Origin of the sequence: Amycolatopsis balhimycina FH 1894 (genome assembly GCF_000384295.1) — a bacterium.
Taxonomy (GTDB): domain Bacteria; phylum Actinomycetota; class Actinomycetes; order Mycobacteriales; family Pseudonocardiaceae; genus Amycolatopsis; species Amycolatopsis balhimycina.
Window position 1 is genome coordinate 5,336,563 of the sequence record NZ_KB913037.1, and the last position, 18,728, is coordinate 5,355,290.

The following is an 18,728-nucleotide window of genomic DNA, read 5'->3' on the forward strand; positions in this document are numbered from 1 at the left end:
TTAAGGCCGCAGCAGCGGCGCGAGGAGAGGCCGTTGCCCGGCCGGGACGTATTCGGCGTAATTGTCGTACAACGCCTGTTTCGCCAGGTGGGCCGCGCCGGCGCCGTCGGCCGCGCGGATCGCGTCGAGCACCTCGGCGTGGTGCGCGAGCCACGCGTGCATCAGCGACGTCCGGTTGCTGGCGTGTTCGAGCTTGTCTTCGATCAGTTCCAGCACGACTCCGCGCACGACTTCCTCGCTGACCACCAGCAGGGGATTGCGCGAGATCCGCGCGATCACCTCGTGGAACGCGACGTCGGCGCGGCTGAACTCGGCGTACCCGCGGGTGACGCCTTCGCGCATCGACTCCAGCGCCGCGTCGAGGCCGGTCAGGTCGTCGTCGGTGCGGAGCTCGGCCGCGAGCAGGTGGGCCGAACCGTCGAGGATCATCCGGAACTGCAGCAGCTCGGCGAGCCCGACGTGGTCGGCGCGCGCGAGCCGGTGCATCGAGCGGTGCAGGGCGGCGGACGACGCGGCCAGCACCTCGGGCCCGCGCGGGTCGCCGGGCCGCGAGCGGATCATCTCGGCCGCCTGCAGCACGCGCAGGGCTTCCCGGATGGTCGAACGGCCGACGCCGAACTGCGTCATCAGCTCACGCTCGCTGGGCAGGCGTTCGCCCGGCTTGAGCTCGCCGCTGATCACGGCCTGCTCGATCTGCTCCACGACCCGCTCGTACGCGCGGACCGGAGCCACCGGTTCGAACCGCATCCCTTGACCTCGTCGTCCGCTCAGTGCAGGCTACTGGTCAGACCAGTGTACTAGCATCTTTCGGGGGTCCGGGTGGCGGAGCCCCCGGCCCGGGGCGAAGCCCCGGTTGTTACAGCCTGGAGGCCGAATGAAAGCCCGACTTCACGTGCTGGCAGCGGCGCTGCTGCTCGTGGTGTCCGGTTGCTCGGCAGGCTCGTCGGCGAGCGTTTCCGCAGGTCCGGACACACTTTCCGTCGGCTTCACGGCGGAGCCGGCGAACTTCGACTTCACCCGCACGGACGGCGCCGCGATCCCGCAGGCGCTGCTCTACAACGTCTACGAAGGCCTGGTGAAGCTCGACGCGCAAGGCCGGGTCGTGCCGCTGCTCGCAAAGTCGTGGACGATCAGCCCGGACCGGCGCACGTACGACTTCCAGCTCCAGCAGGGCGTGAGGTTCAGCAACGGCGCGCCGTTCACCGCCGAGGACGTCAAGTTCTCGCTGCTGCGCGTGAAGACCGCCTGGACGATCTCGATCAAGGCGAACATGGACGTCGTCGACCACGTCGACGTCGTGGCGCCGGACCATGCGCGGGTGGTGCTCTCGAAGCCGTCCAACGGCTGGCTGTTCAGCCTCACCAGCAGGCTCGGTGCGATGTTCAGCCCCACCGGTGTCGCGGACCTGGCGAACAAGCCGGTCGGCACCGGCCCGTACGTGGTGGCGGCGCGCAAGCGCGGCGACTCCGTGGTGCTCAAGGCGAATCCCGCGTACTGGGGCCGGAAACCGGCGTTCACGACGGTCGTCCTCAAGTACATCAAGGACCCGACCGCGCTCACCAACGCCTTGTACAGCAACGGGATCGACGTCATCTCGGCGATCACCGCGCCCGACTCGGTCCCGCAGTTCCAGGCCGACGACCGGTTCCAGGTCGTCCAGGGCACGACGAACTCCGAAGTCACGCTGGCCATGAACAACGCGCGGCCGCCGCTCAACGACGTCCGCGTGCGCCAGGCCCTGACCTACGCGATCGACCGGAAGGCGCTGCTCGACACGGCGTGGGCCGGGCGCGGGACGCTGATCGGCAGCATGGTCCCGCCGACCGACCCCTGGTACGAGGACCTTTCGGCCGGCTACCCGTTCGATCCCGCGCGGGCCAAGGCGTTGCTGTCGGAAGCCGGCGTGACGAACCTGGACCTGCGGCTGCGGATCCCGAACCTGCCGTACGCGGTGTCGGCCGCGCAGGTCGTCCAGTCGCAGCTCGCCGACATCGGCGTCCGGACCACGATCGAGCCGCTCGACTTCCCGGCGGTGTGGCTCAAGCAGGTGTTCACCGACCACGACTACGACCTGTCGATCATCCAGCACGTCGAGGCGCGTGACATCACGACGTTCGGCAAGCCGAAGTACTACTGGGGGTACGACGGCAAGCGCGTCCAGCAGCTGCTCGCCGAGGCCGACAGCGGCACGCCGCAGCAGCAGGTCGCGGACATGAAACAGGTGGCGCGGCAGCTGAACACCGACGCGGCCGCGGACTGGCTGTTCCTGTTCCCCAACGTGATCGTCGCGAAGACCAAGGTCGGCGGGTTCGTGCAGAACCAGGTCAGCGAGTCGTTCGACCTCACCGGGCTGGCGCCGCGATGACCGCCCGGGTCCTGCGCCGGGTGGCGGTCTTCGTGGTGAGCGTGCTGGTCGCGTCGATCGTGGTGTTCCTCTTCATGGCCGTGCTGCCGGGCGATCCCGCGCAGGTCGCGCTCGGCGTCAACGCGACGCCGGAGCTGCTCGCCAAGACCCGCGCGGAGTTCGGCATCGACCGCCCTCTCTTCACGCAGTACTTCGACTGGATCGGTGGCGTGCTGCGAGGCGACTTCGGCCGCTCGTACGTGACGCGGGACGCGATCGGCCCGCAGCTGCTCGACCGCCTCGGCGTCACGTTGTGGCTGGTCGGGGCGGGAATGCTCGTCGCGCTGGTGATCGCGATCCCAGCGGGCACGTTCGCCGCGGTGAAGCACCGGAAGGCGTCCGGCGTGGGGGTTTCGGGGCTGTCGCAGATCGGCGTCGCGATCCCCGCGTTCCTCGCCGGGATCATCCTGGTGCAGATCTTCGCCGTCCAGCTGCGCTGGCTGCCGTCGGGCGGGTGGACCCCGCCGGACCAGGACTTCGGCGAGTTCGCGCGCGGGCTCGTGCTGCCCGCGTTGTCGCTCGGCCTGGTCCAGGGCGCGGTGCTCACGCGGTATGTCCGCTCGGCCGTGCTCGACACGCTCGGCCAGGACTACCTGCGCACCGCCCGGTCGAAGGGTCTGCGTCCGGGACAGGCGTTGGTGCGTCACGGTTTGCGCAACGCGTCGGTGCCGGTGGTCACCGTGCTGGGGTTGCAGCTGGCGACGCTGCTGATCGGCGCGGTCGTCGTCGAGCGCGTGTTCGTCCTGCCGGGGCTGGGCTCGCTGCTGCTGGACGCCGTGGCTTCCCGTGATCTGCTGACCGTGCAGGGGATCGTGCTCGTGCTGGTGGTCGGGGTGCTGCTGGTCAACTTCGTCGTCGACGTCCTCTACACGGTCCTCGACCCGCGATTGCGAGGTTCGTGATGCGCAATCTCGTCGTCGGCGGGGTGCTCGTCGGCCTGGTCGTGGTGGCCGCGCTGCTGTCGTTCGCGTGGACGCCGTTCGACCCGGTGAAGGTCGACGCGACCCACCGGCTGCTCGGCTTCGGCGCGTCGCACTGGTTCGGCACGGACAAGTTCGGCCGGGACTTGCTGAGCCAGATCATGGTCGGCGCGCGGACGACGCTGTACGTCGGAGTCGTCGCCGTCGGCATCGCCGCGGTGATCGGCACGCCGCTGGGCATCCTCGCCGGGATGTCCCCGCGGTGGCTCGGCGAGTTCGTCATGCGCGTCAACGACCTCGTGCTCGCGTTCCCCGCGCTGCTGCTGGCCATCATGTTCGGCGCGGTGTTCGGGGCGGACACGCTGACCGCGATGGTCGCGATCGGCATCGCCACGATCCCGTCGTTCGCCCGGATCGCCCGCTCCGGGACGCTGCAGGTGATGAGCACCGAGTTCGTGCTCGCCGCCCGCGCGGGCGGCCGGTCGAAGCTGACCATCGCCGTGCGGCACGTCCTGCCGAACATCTCGGGCCTGCTGATCGTGCAGGCGTCGGTGTCGTTCGCGATCGCCGTGCTCGCCGAAGCGGCGTTGTCGTTCCTCGGGTTCGGGACGCGGCCGCCGACACCGTCGTGGGGCCGGATGCTGCAGGAATCCCAGGAGCTGCTGACCGTGCACCCGCGGCTGGCGCTGGTTCCCGGCATCGCGATCGCCGTCGCCGTGCTGGGCTTCAACCTCCTCGGCGACGGCCTGCGCGACCGCCTGGACCCCCGATTGGCGGTGCGCGTATGACACTGTCTGTGCGGGGGCTCAGCGTGGGTTCGCTGGTCCGGGACGTGTCCTTCGAGATCGGCGCCGGCGAGCGCGTCGGCCTGATCGGCGAGTCCGGGTCCGGCAAGTCGTTGACGGCATTGGCGATCATGGGCCTGCTGCCGGAGGAGCTCCGCGCGGCCGGCTCGGTCCGCCTCGGCGACCGTGAGCTGCTCGGAATGTCCGAAAAGGACATCTCCCGGCTGCGCGGCGACGAGCTGGCCATGGTGTTCCAGGAGCCGATGACGGCGTTGAACCCGGCCATGCGCGTCGGCCGCCAGGTCACCGAGCCCGGCCGCGTCCACGGACGGCGGCACCGAGCCGAGGACCTGCTGTCCGCGGTGGGCCTGCCGGGCACGGCCCGCGCGTACCCGCACCAGCTCTCCGGTGGCCAGCGGCAGCGGGTGGTGCTCGCGATGGCGCTGGCCAACGAGCCGTCGCTGCTGATCTGCGACGAGCCGACAACGGCCCTCGACGTCACCGTGCAGGCCCAGATCCTGTCGCTCATCAAGGCGTCGCTTTCACGTGAAAGTGCCCTTCTCTTCATCACGCACGACCTCGCGGTGGTCGCTTCGGTGTGTGAACGCGTGCTGGTGATGCTGGACGGCGAGATCGTCGAAGCGGGCTCGACGCGCGAAGTGCTGACGGCGCCTTCGCATGCCTACACGCGGAAGCTTCTGGCCGCCTCGGACCTGGAGGCCCGGCGATGATCATCGAAGTCCGCGACCTCGAACGCCGCTACGCCCGCCGGGACGTGCACGCCCTACGCGGTGTCAGCTTCGACGTCGAGGCGGGGCAGCGGTTCGGCATCGTCGGCGAGTCCGGCTCCGGCAAGTCGACGCTGGTCCGGCTGCTGGCCGCGCTCGACAAGCCGACCGCCGGCACGGTCTCGTTCCAGGGCACCCGGATCGACAACCTGCCCGAACGGAAGCTGCGGTTCCTGCGCTCGGAACTGCAGATCGTCTTCCAGGACCCGATGGGCTCGCTCGACCCGCGGATGCGCGTGCTGGACATCATTTCCGAGCCGCTCGGCCGCCGGGAGCCGGACCGCGTCGCCGAGCTGCTCGCCGCTGTCGGCCTGCCCGCGGACGCGGCGGGGCGCTACCCGCACCAGTTCTCCGGCGGCCAGCGGCAACGGATCTCGATCGCGCGGGCGCTGGCGCCGAACCCGAGCGTGCTGATCGCCGACGAGCCGGTCAGCGCGCTCGACGTCTCCGTGCGCGGCCAGATCCTCGATCTCCTGGGTTCGCTGGTGGAGCAGTTCGCCCTGACGCTGATCTTCGTGTCGCACGACCTCGGCGTCGTCCGGCACGTCTGCGACCGGGTCGCGGTGATGCGCCGCGGCGAGATCGTCGAGCTGGGCGACGTGGCGCAGGTGTACGACGCGCCGCGGCACGAGTACACGCGGGAACTCCTGGCCGCCGCGCCGAACCTGCGCGCGGAGCTGGCCCGGCTGAGCGGAGGTGACGATGACTGAGTACCCGGACGGCCTGCCGGTCGGCGCGGGCTGGGTGTCCACTGTGGATGTCGAAGAAATCGTTTTCCCTTACGACGGGAGCGTTGTCGGCACCGCACCCGTCGGGACGCCGGAGCTGGCTACTCGTGCTGTCGACGAGGCTGTCGCTGTCGCGCGCGAAGTGGCTTCGCTGCCTTCGCGGGTTCGTCGCGCCTTGTTGAACGATGTCGCTGCTGCTGTGCGTTCTCGCCGCGAGGAGTTCGAGAACCTCCTCGTGTCGGAGACGGGCAAGCCGCTGGTCGACTGCCGCGTCGAGGTCGCCCGCACGATCGTCACCTGGGAAGCCGCGGCCGAAGAGGTATCGCGGCTGCACGGCGAGACCGTGCCACTCGACCTCCTGCCCTCCGGCGACGGCTTGGTCGGGTTCTGGAAGCGCAAGCCGATCGGCGTCGTCGTCGGCATCGCGGGCTTCAACTACCCGCTGCTGCTGGCGTCGCACAAGATCGCGCCGGCGATCGCCGCGGGCTGCCCGGTGATCGTCAAGCCCGCGCCCCAGACGCCCTTGGCCACGCTCTGGCTGGTCCACCTCGTGCGCTCGCTCGCGCCCGTGCCCGCCATGGTCCAGCTGGTCACCGGTGACGCGGCCGTGGGCGCCGCGCTGACCACCGACCGCCGCGTCGGCGCGGTCTCGTTCACCGGCTCGGCCGCGGTCGGCCACCGCATCGCGCGCGACGCGGCGCCCACGAAAACCCTGCTGGAGCTGGGCTCGAACGCGGCACTCGTCGTGGCAGGCGACGCCGACCTCGACGCCGCCGTGGACGCCGTGCTGCGCGGCGGGTTCTACGCGTCCGGCCAGGCCTGCATTTCGGTGCAGCGGGTCCTGGTCGTCGCGTCGGTCGCTTCAGCGTTCACCGAACGGCTGCTGGCGCGGCTCGGCGAGGTCGTCATCGGCGATCCGCGGGACGAGAAGACGCGGGTGTCCGCGCTGATCGACCCCGCTTCCACCGACCGCGTCGCCGCGTGGATCGAGAAGGCAGGCGGCCGCCGGGTCGGCGGGGGTGTCGACGGCACGGTGTTGCGGCCGACTGTCCTCCTCGACGTCCCGGACGGCGTCGAAGCCTGGGACGAGGAGATCTTCGGCCCGGTCGTCTGCCTGCGCACAGTGTCCGATGTGGACGAAGCGTTCGCCGCGGTGAACGCGTCCCGCTACGGGCTCCACGCCAGCGTCTACAGCCGGTCCCTGAACACGGCGTTCCGCGCTTTGGACGAGCTGGAAGTCGGCGGTGTCGTGGTCAACGAGGTGCCCGGCTTCCGCTCGGACACCATGCCGTACGGCGGTGTGAAGGACTCCGGCATCGGCCGCGAAGGGCCGCGCTTCGCCGTCGAGGAACTGACCGTGACGAGGATGGCGGTGCTGCGCCCGTGAACTACGAAAACCTGTTCCGGCTGGATGGACGCCGTGCGGTGGTCCTCGGCGCGGGGGGCATCGGCCGCGAGGCCGCGCGAGCCTTGGCGGCGCAGGGCGCTGACGTCGTCTGCGCCGATCGGGACATCGCTGCGGCGCGCGAGACCGGCGTCGGCGAAGCGTACGAAATCGACCTGCTCGAACCCGGCGCGGTCGACCGGGCCGCGACCGACCTAGGGCCGCAGGACATCGTCGTGCTCACCGCCGCGATGAACGTGCGCAAACGTTTGCTGGACTACACGCGCGAAGAGTTCGACCGCGTGATCGCGCTGAACCTCGGCGTGACGTTCGAGGTGGTCCGCGTGTTCGGCGCCGACATGGTCGCGCGCGGGCGGGGGAGCATCATCGGCTTTTCGTCGATCCGCGGCACGACCGTCGAGCCCGGCCAGGGCCCGTACGCGGCGACGAAAGCCGGGCTCGTCCAGCTGCTCCGGACGGCCGCCGCGGAGTTCGGCCCGGCCGGTGTGCGGGTCAACGCGATCGCCCCCGGCGTCGTCGAGACGCCCTTGACCGCGCAGATCAAGGCGAACCCGGAGTGGTACGACGCTTACGCGACGAAGGGCGCGTTGGGGCGCTGGGCGCGTCCGGACGAGCTGGCCGGCGCTGTCGTGTACCTCGCTTCGGACGCTTCGTCGTTCGTGACCGGCTCTGTGCTGGCGGTGGACGGCGGCTGGACCGCCGTCGACGGCCGCTTCGAACCACCCGCTTCGTGAGGAGGGCTCATGACCGAGCTGCCCGACCTGACCGCCGTCGAACTCGTCGCGCAGTACCGCGCGAAGACGCTCTCGCCAGTCGAAGTCACCGAAGCCGTTCTCGCGCGTATCGAAGCGCGAGAGCCCGAGCTGCACGCGTTGTACGCCTACGACCCTTCAGGCGCTCGCGACGAAGCAAAGGCGTCCGAAGCACGCTGGGCGGCCGGCGAACCGCTGGGCCCGATCGACGGCGTCCCGCTCACCCTCAAGGAGAACATCGCGACCCGCGGCACGCCGGTGCCGCTGGGCACGGCGGCGACCGCGCTGGTCCCGGCCGCCGAGGACGCCCCGGCCGCCGCGCGGGTCCGCGAGTCCGGCGGCGTCCTGCTGGCCAAGACGACCATGCCGGACTACGGGATGCTGACGTCCGGCCTGTCGAGCTTCCACCCCACGGCCCGCAACCCGTGGCAGCTCTCGGCCACGCCCGGCGGGTCGAGCGCGGGCGCCGGCGCCGCGGCCGCCGCGGGGTACGGCCCGCTGCACGTCGGCACGGACATCGGCGGCTCGATCCGGCTGCCCGCGGGCTGGTGCGGCCTGGTCGGGCTGAAGCCGAGCTTCGGCCGGGTGCCGGTCGACCCGCCGTTCCTCGGCCGCGTCGCCGGCCCGATGACCCGGACCGTAGCCGACACGGCGTTGCTGATGAGCGTGCTTTCCCGCCCGGACCCCCGCGACCACCTGAGCCTGCCGCCGGCCGAGCTGCCGTGGTCGTCGCTCGAGGGCACGCTGGACGGCCTCCGCGTCGGCCTGCACCTCGAGTCCGGCCCCGGCCTGCCGGTGGATCCCGTGACGCTCGACGCCGTCACCGCGGCGGCCCGGGCGTTCGAAGCGGCGGGCGCGATCGTCGAGCCGGTCGGGCCGTTCCTGACGCGCGGCATGCTCGACGGCCTCGACGTCTTCTGGCGCACGCGGGCCTGGTCGGACCTGGCGGCGCTGCCGCCGGACCGCCGCGCGAAGGTCCTGCCGTACATCGCCGACTGGGCCGCGGGCGGCGCGAACGCGTCCGGAGTGGACGTCTATCGCGGTTTCGCCCAGATCGACGTGATGAGCGTGGCGGCCCTGCAGGCGACCTCGGCGTTCGACGTCGTCCTGTCGCCGACCTGCCCGGTCGCGGCGCCGCCGGCGGAGTGGGCGTCCCCGACGAACGACCCGGGCCGCCCGTTCGAGCACATCGCGTTCACCGTGCCGTACAACATGTCCGGCCAGCCCGCGGTTTCGCTGAACTGCGGCTACACCGACGACGGCCGGCCGATCGGCCTCCAGCTGACGGGCCGCCGCTTCGACGACCTCGGCGTCCTCCGCGCCGCGGCGGCGTACGAGCGGCTTCGCCCGCCGCAGCGGCCCTGGCCGATCGGATAGGGAAGAAGTTCCGGGCCTTCGGCGAAGTGGGGGTGAAGCTGTCGCCGACGGGAAGGAACCCCATGACAGAGGCAGCCCCATGACGGCAGCCCCGGTGCTCGGCACCGAGCAGTTCACCGACGTGCACGACCGCTACTTCGCGGCCATCTACCGGTACGTCGCCGGCCGCCTCGGTGCGCAGGCCGCGGAGGACATCGCCGCCGAGACGTTCCTCGTCGCCTTCGACCGCCGGAAGACGTTCGACGCCAGTCGCGGCGATCTGCGCGCCTGGCTGTTCGGCATCGCGACGAACCTGGTCTCCCGGCACCGCCGCAAGGAGGCCCGCCGCTACCGCGCGCTCTCGCGGCTGGACCCGCGCGAAGCCGCAGAAGGGCACGAAAGCCGCGTTGTCGCTTCGGTGACGGTTGCCCGGCTGGGAAAGGCGCTGTCCCAGCTGTCCGCCGGGGAGCGCGATGTCCTGCTGCTCGTCGCGCTCGGCGACCTCGGTTACGCCGAAGTCGCCGAAGCACTCGGCATCTCCCCGGGCACGGTCGGCTCCCGGCTGACGCGTGCCCGCAAGAAGCTCACCCCCGCTCTCGCCCAGGAGGCCTCCGATGAATGACCTGCAGACCCTGCGGGCCGCGCTGATCCCCGCCGAACCCGCCCAGGACGTCGTCGACCGAAGCCGCCACCGGCTGCAGAACCGGATGCTCGCGGTACCCCGTCGCCGGGTGCGCCCGCTGGCGATCGGTGCCGGTCTGGTCGCCGCCGCGGCCGCGGCCGCCGTCGTGGTGGCAACCCTGCCCGGCGCCCCGGCCCCCGCCCCGCAGCCGCAGGCCGTGGCCCCAGTGGTCACCGGCCAGCAGGTCCTGCTGGCGGCGGCCACCGTGGCCGAGCGCGCTCCGGCCGGCACCGGCACTTACTGGCACGTGAGGACCAAGGTCGACAACTCCGCCTGGGAGTACTGGACCAAGGCCGACGGCAAAGTCTGGTTCCGCGGCGAGAAGTCGCAGGGCCGGGTCGTCCCGCTGGCCCTGCCGATGCCGTTCCGGCTGGTCGCCGCCGACGTGACCCTCGACCAGCTCCTGGCCTTGCCCACCGAGCCGACGACCTTGCGCGACTGGATCGCGAACGCGCTGGAGCACAGCGACGCCCGGACGAGCGCGGGCCCGCTCACCGCGAGCGATCGGGAGGTGGCGTTGCTCCAATCGCTGGTTTCGCTGGTCTCCACCCTGCCGGCACCGCCGGCGGTCCGGGCGGCGGCGTTCCGGGCGATCGCGGCCTACCCGGGGGTGCGCGCGCTCGGCGCGGTGCCGGGCGGGCAGGGGCTGTTGCTGCCGGGAGACGACCGCCTCGTCGTGGACCCGGCGACCGGCCGGGTGAACGGAACGTCAGTGCTCGTGACCGGGGACGGCGCCATGATGCACGGCGCCGAGCCCGGCAGCATCACGGTCAGTGCCGAGTGGACGGACAGGCTGCCGAAGTGAGCTGAAGGGCACCTTCGTCGCATCAGATGCGAGGAAGGTGCCCTTCAGCCACCGACGGCTTCCGCCAGCGCCAGCACCCGCCGGGCGTTGTCAACGTGCAGGTTCTCGATCATCCGGCCGTCCACCGTCACCACACCCCGGCCGTTCTTCTGCGCTTCCTCGAAGGCCTCGATGATCCGCCGCGACCGGTCGATCTCCACTTCGGACGGCGCGAAGATCCGGTTGCACGGCCCCACCTGCGCCGGGTGGATCAGCGTCTTGCCGTCGAAGCCGTATTGACGGCCCTGCTCGCACTCGGCCTCGAAACCTTCAAGGTCCTTCACGTCGTTGTAGACGCCGTCGAGGATCACCTTGCCGGTCGCCCGCGCGGCCAGCAGGCACAGCGAGAGCCCGCCCAGCAATGGGCCACGGCCCGGCACGAACTCCGCGTGCAGCTCCTTGGCCAGGTCGTTCGTGCCCATCACCAGCACGGTCAGCCGCTCGGACGCCGCCGCGATCTCCTCCGCGTGCAGCATCGCCACCGGCGTCTCGACCATCGCCCAGATCTTCGTGTGGTCCGGCGCCCCGCCGAGTTCCAGCGCCCGCTCGATGTTGTGCACCTCGGCGGCGGAGTTCACCTTCGGCACGACCACCGCGGCCGGCCCGGCCGACGCGGCCGCGCGCAGGTCGGCGTCGTGCCATTCGGTGTCGAGGCCGTTGACCCGGATCGTCACCTCACGCGTGCCGTACGAACCGACCGCCGCGCACACCCGCTCGCGCGCGGCCTCCTTCGCGTCCGGCGCGACGGCGTCCTCGAGGTCGAGGATCAGCGCGTCCGCGGGGATCGTCTTGGCCTTTTCCAGCGCCCGCTCGTTCGCGCCGGGCATGTAGAGGACAGAGCGTCTGGGCGTGGTCATCCGAGGGCCTCCTTGGTGGCGGCGTCGTAGGCGGCCGCGAGCTCGGGGTCGTCCGCCGCGAGGGCGTCGGCCAGTTCGGCGACCACGCGGCACTGCTTCACCGACGCGTCGTCCTGCATCTTCCCGTCGATCATCACCGCGCCCGTGCCGTCGCCCATCTCCGCGATCACGCGCCGCGCCCAGGCCACATCGGACGGCGACGGCGAGAACACCTTCTTCGCGATGTCGATCTGCACCGGGTGCAGGCTCCACGCGCCGACGCAGCCGAGCAGGAACGCGTTGCGGAACTGGTCCTCGCACGCGACGACGTCGCGGATGTCCCCGAACGGCCCGTAGTACGGCAGGATCCCGTGCATCGCGCAGGCGTCGACCATCCGCGCCACCGTGTAGTGCCAGAGGTCCTGCTGGTACGTCGTCCGGCCCTCGGTCAGGTCGTCGCCGACGGGGTCGGTGCGCACCAGGTAGCCCGGGTGCCCGCCGCCGACGCGGGTCGTCTTCATCCGGCGGCTCGCGGCCAGGTCGGCCGGGCCGAGCGAGATGCCCTGCATGCGCGGGCTCGCGCCGGCGATCTCCTCCACATTGGCCACGCCGCTCGCCGTCTCGAGGATCGCGTGCACCAGCAACGGCTTCGTCAGCCCGGCGCGCGCCTCGAGCTGGGCCAGCAGCCGGTCGACGTAGTGGATGTCCTGCGCGCCTTCGACCTTCGGCACCATGATCACGTCGAGCTTGTCGCCGATCTCGGTGACCAGCGTGACCAGGTCGTCGAGGACCCACGGGGAGTCCAGGCTGTTGACGCGCGTCCACAGCTGCGTCCGGCCGAAGTCGTTCGCCTTGGCGATCGCGACGAGCCCGGCGCGCGCGGCTTCCTTGCGGTCGGCGCGGACGGCGTCCTCGAGGTTGCCGAGCAGGACGTCGACCTTCTTGGCGATGTCCGGCACCTTCGCCGCCATCTTCTCGTTGCCGGGGTCGAAGAAGTGGATCATCCGGGACGGCGTCACCGGGATCTCCCGCACGGGAGCGGGCGCGCCCAGGGCGAGCGGGGCGAAGAAGTCCTTCGGGGAGCGCATCGGTCCTCCACGGCGGCGGCTAAGTGACTGGTGGGTAACTTTAGTCGCGGGCGCGCGTGCCCGCTGCGGCGTAGCTCACCGCCGTGGGGGTGACGGCGGACAACCGCAGCTCAGCGACCCGCGTCCACTGTGGATTTTCCCCGGGTTGCGCCGAACGGGCTAGCCGGGGATTCGCCCGTGTGTAGTCGGTCGCGGGCGGACGGTAATGCCACTCACCTGGCTCTCACTCGGTTGGCCGCACCGTTCGACCGAAGTCCGATGACCGCCTACCGACCGGTCATCGATCGCTGGGCGCCGCCGATCGCAGCCACTCGCACTACCCGGCGACGCCGCGCCGCCGCGCTGTTAGACAAGTGAGGTGCCGGTTTTCCCCGGTCACGAAGCGGTGCAGGTTAGAAGGAGGCGGACTCGTGGCGGCTACACCTCAGAACACCGAGCGCTCGACGGTCGCCGGTGGCGCGAAGCGCAGCCGGTCGATGCCGAGCCGCGTGGTGCCGCCGATCGAGCTCCCCGCGAGCGTCGACGAGCTCGCCCGCGCTGCCGCCGCCCAGCTGGGCTGGAACGGCGTCGTGCTCCCCGAGACCACGATCCTCGGCCGCAAGGTCTGCGTGGTCGCCAAGCTCCGCACCGACGTGCACGCCGAACGCATCGCGATGGGTGTCGGCCCGGTGGCCGACCGTGCCACCGTCGACACCTGGACCTGGCCGGAGCTGGCCGGAACCGCCCCCGCCCCGGCCGCCGAGATCGTCGGCGTCCTGGCCGTCGCGCGCCACTGGCGCACCGCGATGGCCTCCGCGGTTCCGTTCGCCCGCTACGGCGAGGCCGCGATGGTCCTCCCGTCCCCGGCCGTGCTGACCGAGGACTACGTCGGCAACTGCCTGCCGCGCGCCCGCGCGTACGGCCTCGCCGTCGTCACCGCCGACCCGAACGCGGTCGTCGACCTCGACCTCGAGGGTCGCACCGAGCGCGTCGTGCTGGCCGAGGACCCGGTCTCCCGATTGGTGAACGAGCTCGTCTACGACCACCTGCTCCGCACCGTCGAGGTTCCCGCGTCGCTCGACTGACGGTCTCGATCCATCCCTACTAGGGTCGGACTCATGCGAGTCGTCATTGCTGGTGGACACGGTCAGATCGCGCTGCGGCTCGAGCGGCTGCTCGCCGCGCGCGGTGACGAAGCGGTCGGCATCATCCGGAACCCTGCCCATTTGGTGGATCTCGAAGCGGCCGGCGCCCAGCCCGTCGTGCTCGACCTGGAGAACTCCGATGTGGACGCCGTCGCCGAGGTCCTGAAGGGCGCCGACGCTGCGGTGTTTGCCGCCGGTGCGGGGCCGGGCAGCGGCACCGCCCGCAAGGACACTGTGGACCGTGGCGCCGCGGCGCTGTTCGCCGAAGCGGCCGAGCGGGCCGGCGTCCGGCGGCACGTCCAGGTGGGTTCAATCGGTGCCGACAACCCGGAGAATCCTGACGTCAGCGAGGAATTCCGGCACTACCTGCGTGCCAAGCGCGCGGCGGAGGACGACCTCAAGGCGCGCGACCTCGACTGGACGATCCTCCGGCCCGGCCAGCTGACCGACGACCCCGGCACCGGCCTCGTGCTGCTGGCCGAGAAGACCGGACGCGGCCCGATCCCGCGCGACGACGTCGCCGCGGTGCTCGCCGGCCTGCTCGAGACGCCCGCTTCGGTGCACCGCACCCTGACGCTGATCTCGGGCGAGGTCGCTATCGACGAAGCGATCTCCGCGCTGTGATCACTCAGGCATCGAGAGAGATCGCCGTCTTCAGCGGCAGCGCACACCCCGAGCTGGCCGAAGAGATCTGTGAGCACCTCGGTGTGCCGCTGCGGCCGGTCGAGATCCAGCGGTTCGCCAACGACTGCCTCGAGGTGCAGCTGCAGGCGAACTGCCGCGAGCGGGACGTCTTCATCATCCAGCCGCTGGTCAAGCCGGTCCAGGAACACCTCGTCGAGCTGCTACTCATGCTCGACGCGGCGCGCGGCGCGTCGGCGTCCCGCATCACCGCCGTCATGCCGCACTACTCGTACGCGCGCTCGGACAAGAAGGACGCGCCGCGCATCTCCATCGGCGGCCGGCTGGTCGCCGACCTGCTGGTGACCGCCGGGGCGAGCCGCGTGCTCGCGATGACCCTGCACTCCCCGCAGGTGCACGGCTTCTTCAGCGTCCCGGTCGACCACCTGCACGCGCTGCAGGAGCTGGCCAAGCACTTCCGGCAGTACGACCTCTCGCGCACCACCGTCGTCTCGCCCGACCTGGGCAATGCGAAGGAGGCGTCGCACTTCGCGCGGCTCCTCGGCGTCCAGGTCGCGGCCGGGGCGAAGGAGCGCTTCCCCGACGACCGCGTCCAGATCACCTCGGTGATCGGCGAGGTCACCGGCCGGGACGTGATCGTGCTCGACGACGAGATCGCCAAGGGCAGCACGGTGCTCGAGCTGCTGGACAGGCTGGCCGAGCTGGAGCCGCGCTCGATCCGCGTCGCCTGCACGCACGGGCTGTTCGCGGCGAAGGCCATCGAGCGGATCGGCGACCGGCCCGAGGTGCTGGAGATCGTCTGCACCAACACCGTGCCGGTGCCCGAAGAAGAACGCACCGAGAAGCTGAAGATCCTTTCGATCGCGCCGGCCATGGCCGAGGCGATCCGCCGGATCCACAACGGCGAATCGGTGTCGGCGCTCTTCTAAGCCCTCTTCTAGCTGACGGAGCCGAGTACCCGGTCCAGGTAGGTGTTGCTGAAGATTCCGCTCGGGTCGGTTTCCTTGCGCACGCGCAGGAAGTCGTCGAAGTGCGGGTAACGCGAGCGGAGGACGCCGGCGTCGAGGTCGTGCATCTTGCCCCAGTGCGGGCGGCCGCCGACGGCGCCGGCGATCTTCTCGAACGCGCTGAAGTACTCGCGGTACGGCATGCCGACGAACTGGTGGATGGCGATGTAGGCGGAGTCGCGGCCTTGCGCCGTCGACAGCCAGATGTCGTCCGCCGCGGCGACCCGCACCTCGACCGGGAACATCACCGGGTCCTTCAGCGTCGGCACTACCGCCCGTAGCTCGGCGAGCACGTCGAGCACTGATTCACGTGGAACAGCGTATTCCGTTTCGGTGAAACGGACGTTGCGCGCGGTGACGAAGACGCGGTGGGAGAGGTCGCTGTACTCGCGCGCGCTCAGGACGTTCGAGGCGAAGCTGCCGAGTGACGGCACGAGCTGCGGCATCAGCCGTCCCGTCCGGCAGAGACCGCCGAACGCGACGTTCTCCATGATCTGGTAGTCGACGAACTCGCGGACCTTGCTCAGCGGCTCCGCCGTTTCGCACCGGTTGTTGCGCTTGACCAGGGCGTTCTTGCCGTAGGGGAACCAGTAGAACTCGAAGTGCTCGTTCTCGTCGGCGAAGTCGTGGAAGCCTTCGAGCACCTGCTCCAGTGGCTCCGGCCGTTCCTGGGCGCGCAGCACGAACGACGGCTCGCAGCGCAGGGTCACCGTGGTGATCACACCGAGCGCGCCGAGGCCGACGCGGGCGGCGGCGAAGAGGTCGGGTCTTTCCTCGGCCGAACAGGTGACGACCGAGCCGTCCGCGAGGACGAGCTCCAGCGCGGCGATCTGGGTGGCGATGCCGCCGAGCTTCGCGCCGGTGCCGTGGGTGCCGGTGGAAATCGCGCCGGCGATGGTCTGCGCGTCGATGTCGCCGAGGTTGGTCATGGCCAGCCCGAGCGTGTCGAGGGCCGCGTTGAGCTCCCGGATCGTCGTGCCCGAGCGGACGGTGACGTGCCCGGTTTCGACGTCGACGCGTTCGATGCCGGTCCAGTGCTGCAGGTCGAGGGCATCGGAGTCGGCGACGGCGATCGCGGTGAAGGAGTGTCCGCTGCCCCAGGGGCGCACGGTCCGGCCGGCCGCGGCGATGGTTTCGATGGTCGCCGCGATCTCAGCCGTGCTGCGCGGCTGGTGAACGTGTTGCGGTGAGGCGGACGCGGTGCCCGCCCAGTTGGTCCACCGGGTCATGCGCGCGCACCCTTCGTCGGTCGAGTGCTCGAAACAGTAAGTGAATAGTATTCGCGTTTCAAGCCTTCGTGTCGTACTTTAGACCTCGTGACCAGTGCGACGGTGTACGACTTGGCGACCAAGGACCTCGACCCGCCCTTGGCCGTCGTCGACTTGGCTGCCTTCGACGCGAACGCCGACGACCTCCGGCAACGCGCGGCCGGCAAGCCGATCCGCGTCGTCAGCAAGTCGGTGCGCTGCCGGGCGTTGCTCGAGCGCGTGCTCGCGATGCCGGGCTTCGAGGGCCTGATGTGCTACTCGCTCGCCGAAGCGATCTGGCACGTGGAGCAGGGGACGACCGACGACATCGTCGTCGCCTACCCGACGGCCGACCACGAAGCCCTCCGCCGCCTGGCGGCTTCCGAGCGCGCTCGCGAGGCGATCTCGATCATGGTCGACTCGCCCGAGCACCTGGACCTGGTGGACGCCGCCCTCGGCCACGGCCACCCGGAGATCCGGGTCTGCCTGGAGCTGGACGCGTCGTGGCGCCCCCTGCCGGGAGTCCACGTCGGCACGCGCCGGTCGCCGGTGTTCACCCCGAAGCAGGCTTCGACGTTCGCCCGCCGGATCGTCGCCCGGCCGGGCTTCCGCCTGGTGGGCGTGATGGCGTACGAAGGCCAGATCGCCGGCCTCGGCGACGCGGCCGGCCGCCGGTTCAACCGGCTCCTGGTCGGCTGGATGCAACGCCGTTCGGCGGCCGAGCTGGCCCGCCGCCGCGGCGAGGTGATCCGCGCGGTCCGGTCGGTGACCCCCCTGGAGTTCGTGAACGGCGGCGGCACCGGCAGCATCGAGTCGACGGGCGCGGACGCGGTGGTGACGGAGATAGCGGCAGGCTCGGGCTTGATCGGCCCAACGCTCTTCGACAGCTACACCCGCTTCAAGCCCCGCCCGGCGGCGTTGTTCGCGTTGCCGGTGGTCCGCCGCCCGACCCGTAACATCGCCACGCTGTTTTCGGGCGGCTACATCGCCTCAGGCCCGACAGGCCCGTCCCGCCAGCCGATGCCGTACCTACCGGCGGGCCTGAAGCTCCTCGGCTTCGAGGGAGCGGGCGAAGTCCAGACGCCGGTAACGGGCAAAGCGGCCCGCACCCTGAAGCTGGGCGACCGAGTGTGGTTGCGCCACGCAAAGGCGGGCGAGCTGGCGGAGCGCTTCACGCACTACCACCTGGTCATGGGCGACCGGGTGGAGCGCACGGTCCCCACGTACCGAGGCGAGCACCAGAACTTCGGCTGACCAGCTTGTGTGCCCCCGGGGCGCCCAGAAAACTCCCCCGCCCTCCCTGGGGGGCGTGCCCAAGTCCAGTCTATCGGCCCCCACCGACAGTCCCGGGTTTTTGGCAGCGTCAACGCGAAGTTGTCCACAACTGTGCATACCTGTGGACAACTTCTGTGGACAGCCGGGTCGCCAAGGCGAAGGGCTGCGACCAGCCCTAAGCCTGCTGCTCGCCGAACCGGGCCGCGAGATACCCCTTCACCACGTACTTGGCCTCGGCGACGATCTTCTCGTCTCCGCGGGGCTCCTGCCGGAAAGCCAGCTTCATCAACGCGTCGGCCACCTCGTTGGCGATCGTGATCGCGAACCGCAGGTCCTCCACCGGGCGGTCGACCTGCGTCGCCACCAGGTCCGTCAGCGAGTCGACGATCACCGCGTTGTTGTCGCGGGTCTCGTCCAGCAGCTGGCGGTCGATGATGTCGCCGAAGTGGACCTTGGAAAAACCCGGGACCGACCGGTGCATCTCCAGGTAGATGTCGAGGATCGAGTCGACGACGTCCCACCAGTGCTCGGGGCCCAGCTGGGTCAGCCGCTCGTTCACCGCCGCGACGAAGCGGTCGAGGTTCCGGGCGGTAAGCGCTTGCACCACCGCACGCTTGTCGGGGAAGAACTGGTACAGCGAACCGACGGCGACTCCCGCTCGTTTGGCGATCAGGGTCGTCGTCAGCGCGTCGTAACCGAGCTCGTCGATCAACGCCGCGCTCGCGTCGAGCATCTGCTCGACCCGTTTCGCGCTGCGTTGCTGGACCGGTTGGCGGCGTAAGGGGGTGGCTTCTGCCGGCACCTTCGCGGCCTGGATGTCGGACACGGCGCTCCTCCTCGTCTGA

The 18,728-nt window shown here is 70.7% G+C and carries 19 protein-coding genes; 14 read left to right on the forward strand and 5 right to left on the reverse strand.

Annotated features, from left to right (window positions below):
• A complete protein-coding gene (locus A3CE_RS0123915) occupies positions 1-747 on the reverse strand; it encodes a FadR/GntR family transcriptional regulator (protein WP_020642642.1) in 747 nt (248 codons plus the stop codon).
• Positions 748-874: 127 nt separating this feature from the next.
• On the opposite strand from A3CE_RS0123915, the gene A3CE_RS0123920 reads away from it, so the two are divergent.
• The 10 genes from A3CE_RS0123920 (at position 875) to A3CE_RS0123965 (ending at position 10,625) form a co-directional block, all read left to right on the forward strand.
• Entirely contained in the window at positions 875-2,365 is a 1,491-nt protein-coding gene (locus tag A3CE_RS0123920) for an ABC transporter substrate-binding protein (RefSeq protein WP_185839851.1), read from the forward strand.
• Positions 2,362-3,306, forward strand: a complete 945-nt coding sequence (locus A3CE_RS0123925; RefSeq protein WP_020642644.1) for an ABC transporter permease — start codon at positions 2,362-2,364, stop codon at positions 3,304-3,306. The genes A3CE_RS0123920 and A3CE_RS0123925 overlap by 4 nt, the downstream gene beginning before the upstream one ends.
• Positions 3,306-4,112 (forward strand): ABC transporter permease, encoded by an 807-nt coding sequence (locus A3CE_RS0123930; protein ID WP_020642645.1) that lies wholly within the window; start codon positions 3,306-3,308, stop codon positions 4,110-4,112. Before A3CE_RS0123925 ends, A3CE_RS0123930 begins: the two co-directional genes overlap by 1 nt.
• Positions 4,109-4,840: an ABC transporter ATP-binding protein gene (locus A3CE_RS0123935; RefSeq protein WP_026468799.1), complete on the forward strand. Its 732-nt coding sequence runs from the start codon at positions 4,109-4,111 to the stop codon at positions 4,838-4,840. The genes A3CE_RS0123930 and A3CE_RS0123935 overlap by 4 nt, the downstream gene beginning before the upstream one ends.
• Entirely contained in the window at positions 4,837-5,607 is a 771-nt protein-coding gene (locus A3CE_RS0123940) for an ABC transporter ATP-binding protein (RefSeq protein ID WP_020642647.1), read from the forward strand. The genes A3CE_RS0123935 and A3CE_RS0123940 overlap by 4 nt, the downstream gene beginning before the upstream one ends.
• A complete protein-coding gene (locus tag A3CE_RS0123945) occupies positions 5,600-7,012 on the forward strand; it encodes an aldehyde dehydrogenase family protein (protein ID WP_026468800.1) in 1,413 nt (470 codons plus the stop codon). The genes A3CE_RS0123940 and A3CE_RS0123945 overlap by 8 nt, the downstream gene beginning before the upstream one ends.
• A complete protein-coding gene (locus A3CE_RS0123950; protein ID WP_020642649.1) occupies positions 7,009-7,764 on the forward strand; it encodes an SDR family NAD(P)-dependent oxidoreductase in 756 nt (251 codons plus the stop codon). The genes A3CE_RS0123945 and A3CE_RS0123950 overlap by 4 nt, the downstream gene beginning before the upstream one ends.
• Positions 7,765-7,773: 9 nt before the next feature.
• A complete protein-coding gene (locus A3CE_RS0123955; protein ID WP_020642650.1) occupies positions 7,774-9,159 on the forward strand; it encodes an amidase in 1,386 nt (461 codons plus the stop codon).
• Between the two features lie 79 nt (positions 9,160-9,238).
• A complete protein-coding gene (locus tag A3CE_RS0123960) occupies positions 9,239-9,760 on the forward strand; it encodes an RNA polymerase sigma factor (protein ID WP_020642651.1) in 522 nt (173 codons plus the stop codon).
• Positions 9,753-10,625, forward strand: coding sequence for a CU044_5270 family protein (locus A3CE_RS0123965; RefSeq protein ID WP_020642652.1), 873 nt, complete (start codon positions 9,753-9,755; stop codon positions 10,623-10,625). The genes A3CE_RS0123960 and A3CE_RS0123965 overlap by 8 nt, the downstream gene beginning before the upstream one ends.
• Before the next feature lie 44 nt (positions 10,626-10,669).
• Here A3CE_RS0123965 and A3CE_RS0123970 read toward each other — a convergent pair whose 3' ends face one another.
• Complete coding sequence (locus A3CE_RS0123970) at positions 10,670-11,521, reverse strand: HpcH/HpaI aldolase/citrate lyase family protein (RefSeq protein ID WP_026468801.1); 852 nt, start codon at positions 11,519-11,521, stop codon at positions 10,670-10,672.
• Positions 11,518-12,588, reverse strand: coding sequence for an HpcH/HpaI aldolase/citrate lyase family protein (locus tag A3CE_RS0123975; RefSeq protein ID WP_020642654.1), 1,071 nt, complete (start codon positions 12,586-12,588; stop codon positions 11,518-11,520). Before A3CE_RS0123975 ends, A3CE_RS0123970 begins: the two co-directional genes overlap by 4 nt.
• Before the next feature lie 410 nt (positions 12,589-12,998).
• On the opposite strand from A3CE_RS0123975, the gene A3CE_RS0123980 reads away from it, so the two are divergent.
• The 3 genes from A3CE_RS0123980 to A3CE_RS0123990 are packed head-to-tail and all read left to right on the forward strand — an operon-like array spanning position 12,999 to position 15,283.
• A complete protein-coding gene (locus A3CE_RS0123980) occupies positions 12,999-13,652 on the forward strand; it encodes a hypothetical protein (protein ID WP_020642655.1) in 654 nt (217 codons plus the stop codon).
• Between the two features lie 33 nt (positions 13,653-13,685).
• A complete protein-coding gene (locus A3CE_RS0123985; RefSeq protein ID WP_020642656.1) occupies positions 13,686-14,336 on the forward strand; it encodes an NAD(P)H-binding protein in 651 nt (216 codons plus the stop codon).
• Positions 14,333-15,283, forward strand: a complete 951-nt coding sequence (locus A3CE_RS0123990) for a ribose-phosphate diphosphokinase (RefSeq protein WP_020642657.1) — start codon at positions 14,333-14,335, stop codon at positions 15,281-15,283. Before A3CE_RS0123985 ends, A3CE_RS0123990 begins: the two co-directional genes overlap by 4 nt.
• 8 nt (positions 15,284-15,291) lie before the next feature.
• Here A3CE_RS0123990 and A3CE_RS0123995 read toward each other — a convergent pair whose 3' ends face one another.
• On the reverse strand, positions 15,292-16,590 hold the full coding sequence (locus A3CE_RS0123995; RefSeq protein WP_020642658.1) for a D-arabinono-1,4-lactone oxidase: 1,299 nt from the start codon (positions 16,588-16,590) through the stop codon (positions 15,292-15,294).
• 87 nt (positions 16,591-16,677) lie between these two features.
• On the opposite strand from A3CE_RS0123995, the gene A3CE_RS0124000 reads away from it, so the two are divergent.
• Positions 16,678-17,862, forward strand: coding sequence for an amino acid deaminase/aldolase (locus A3CE_RS0124000; RefSeq protein ID WP_020642659.1), 1,185 nt, complete (start codon positions 16,678-16,680; stop codon positions 17,860-17,862).
• Between the two features lie 196 nt (positions 17,863-18,058).
• On the opposite strand, the gene A3CE_RS0124005 is transcribed toward A3CE_RS0124000, so the two are convergent.
• Positions 18,059-18,709, reverse strand: a complete 651-nt coding sequence (locus A3CE_RS0124005; protein WP_020642660.1) for a TetR/AcrR family transcriptional regulator — start codon at positions 18,707-18,709, stop codon at positions 18,059-18,061.
• Positions 18,710-18,728 lie beyond the last annotated feature (19 nt).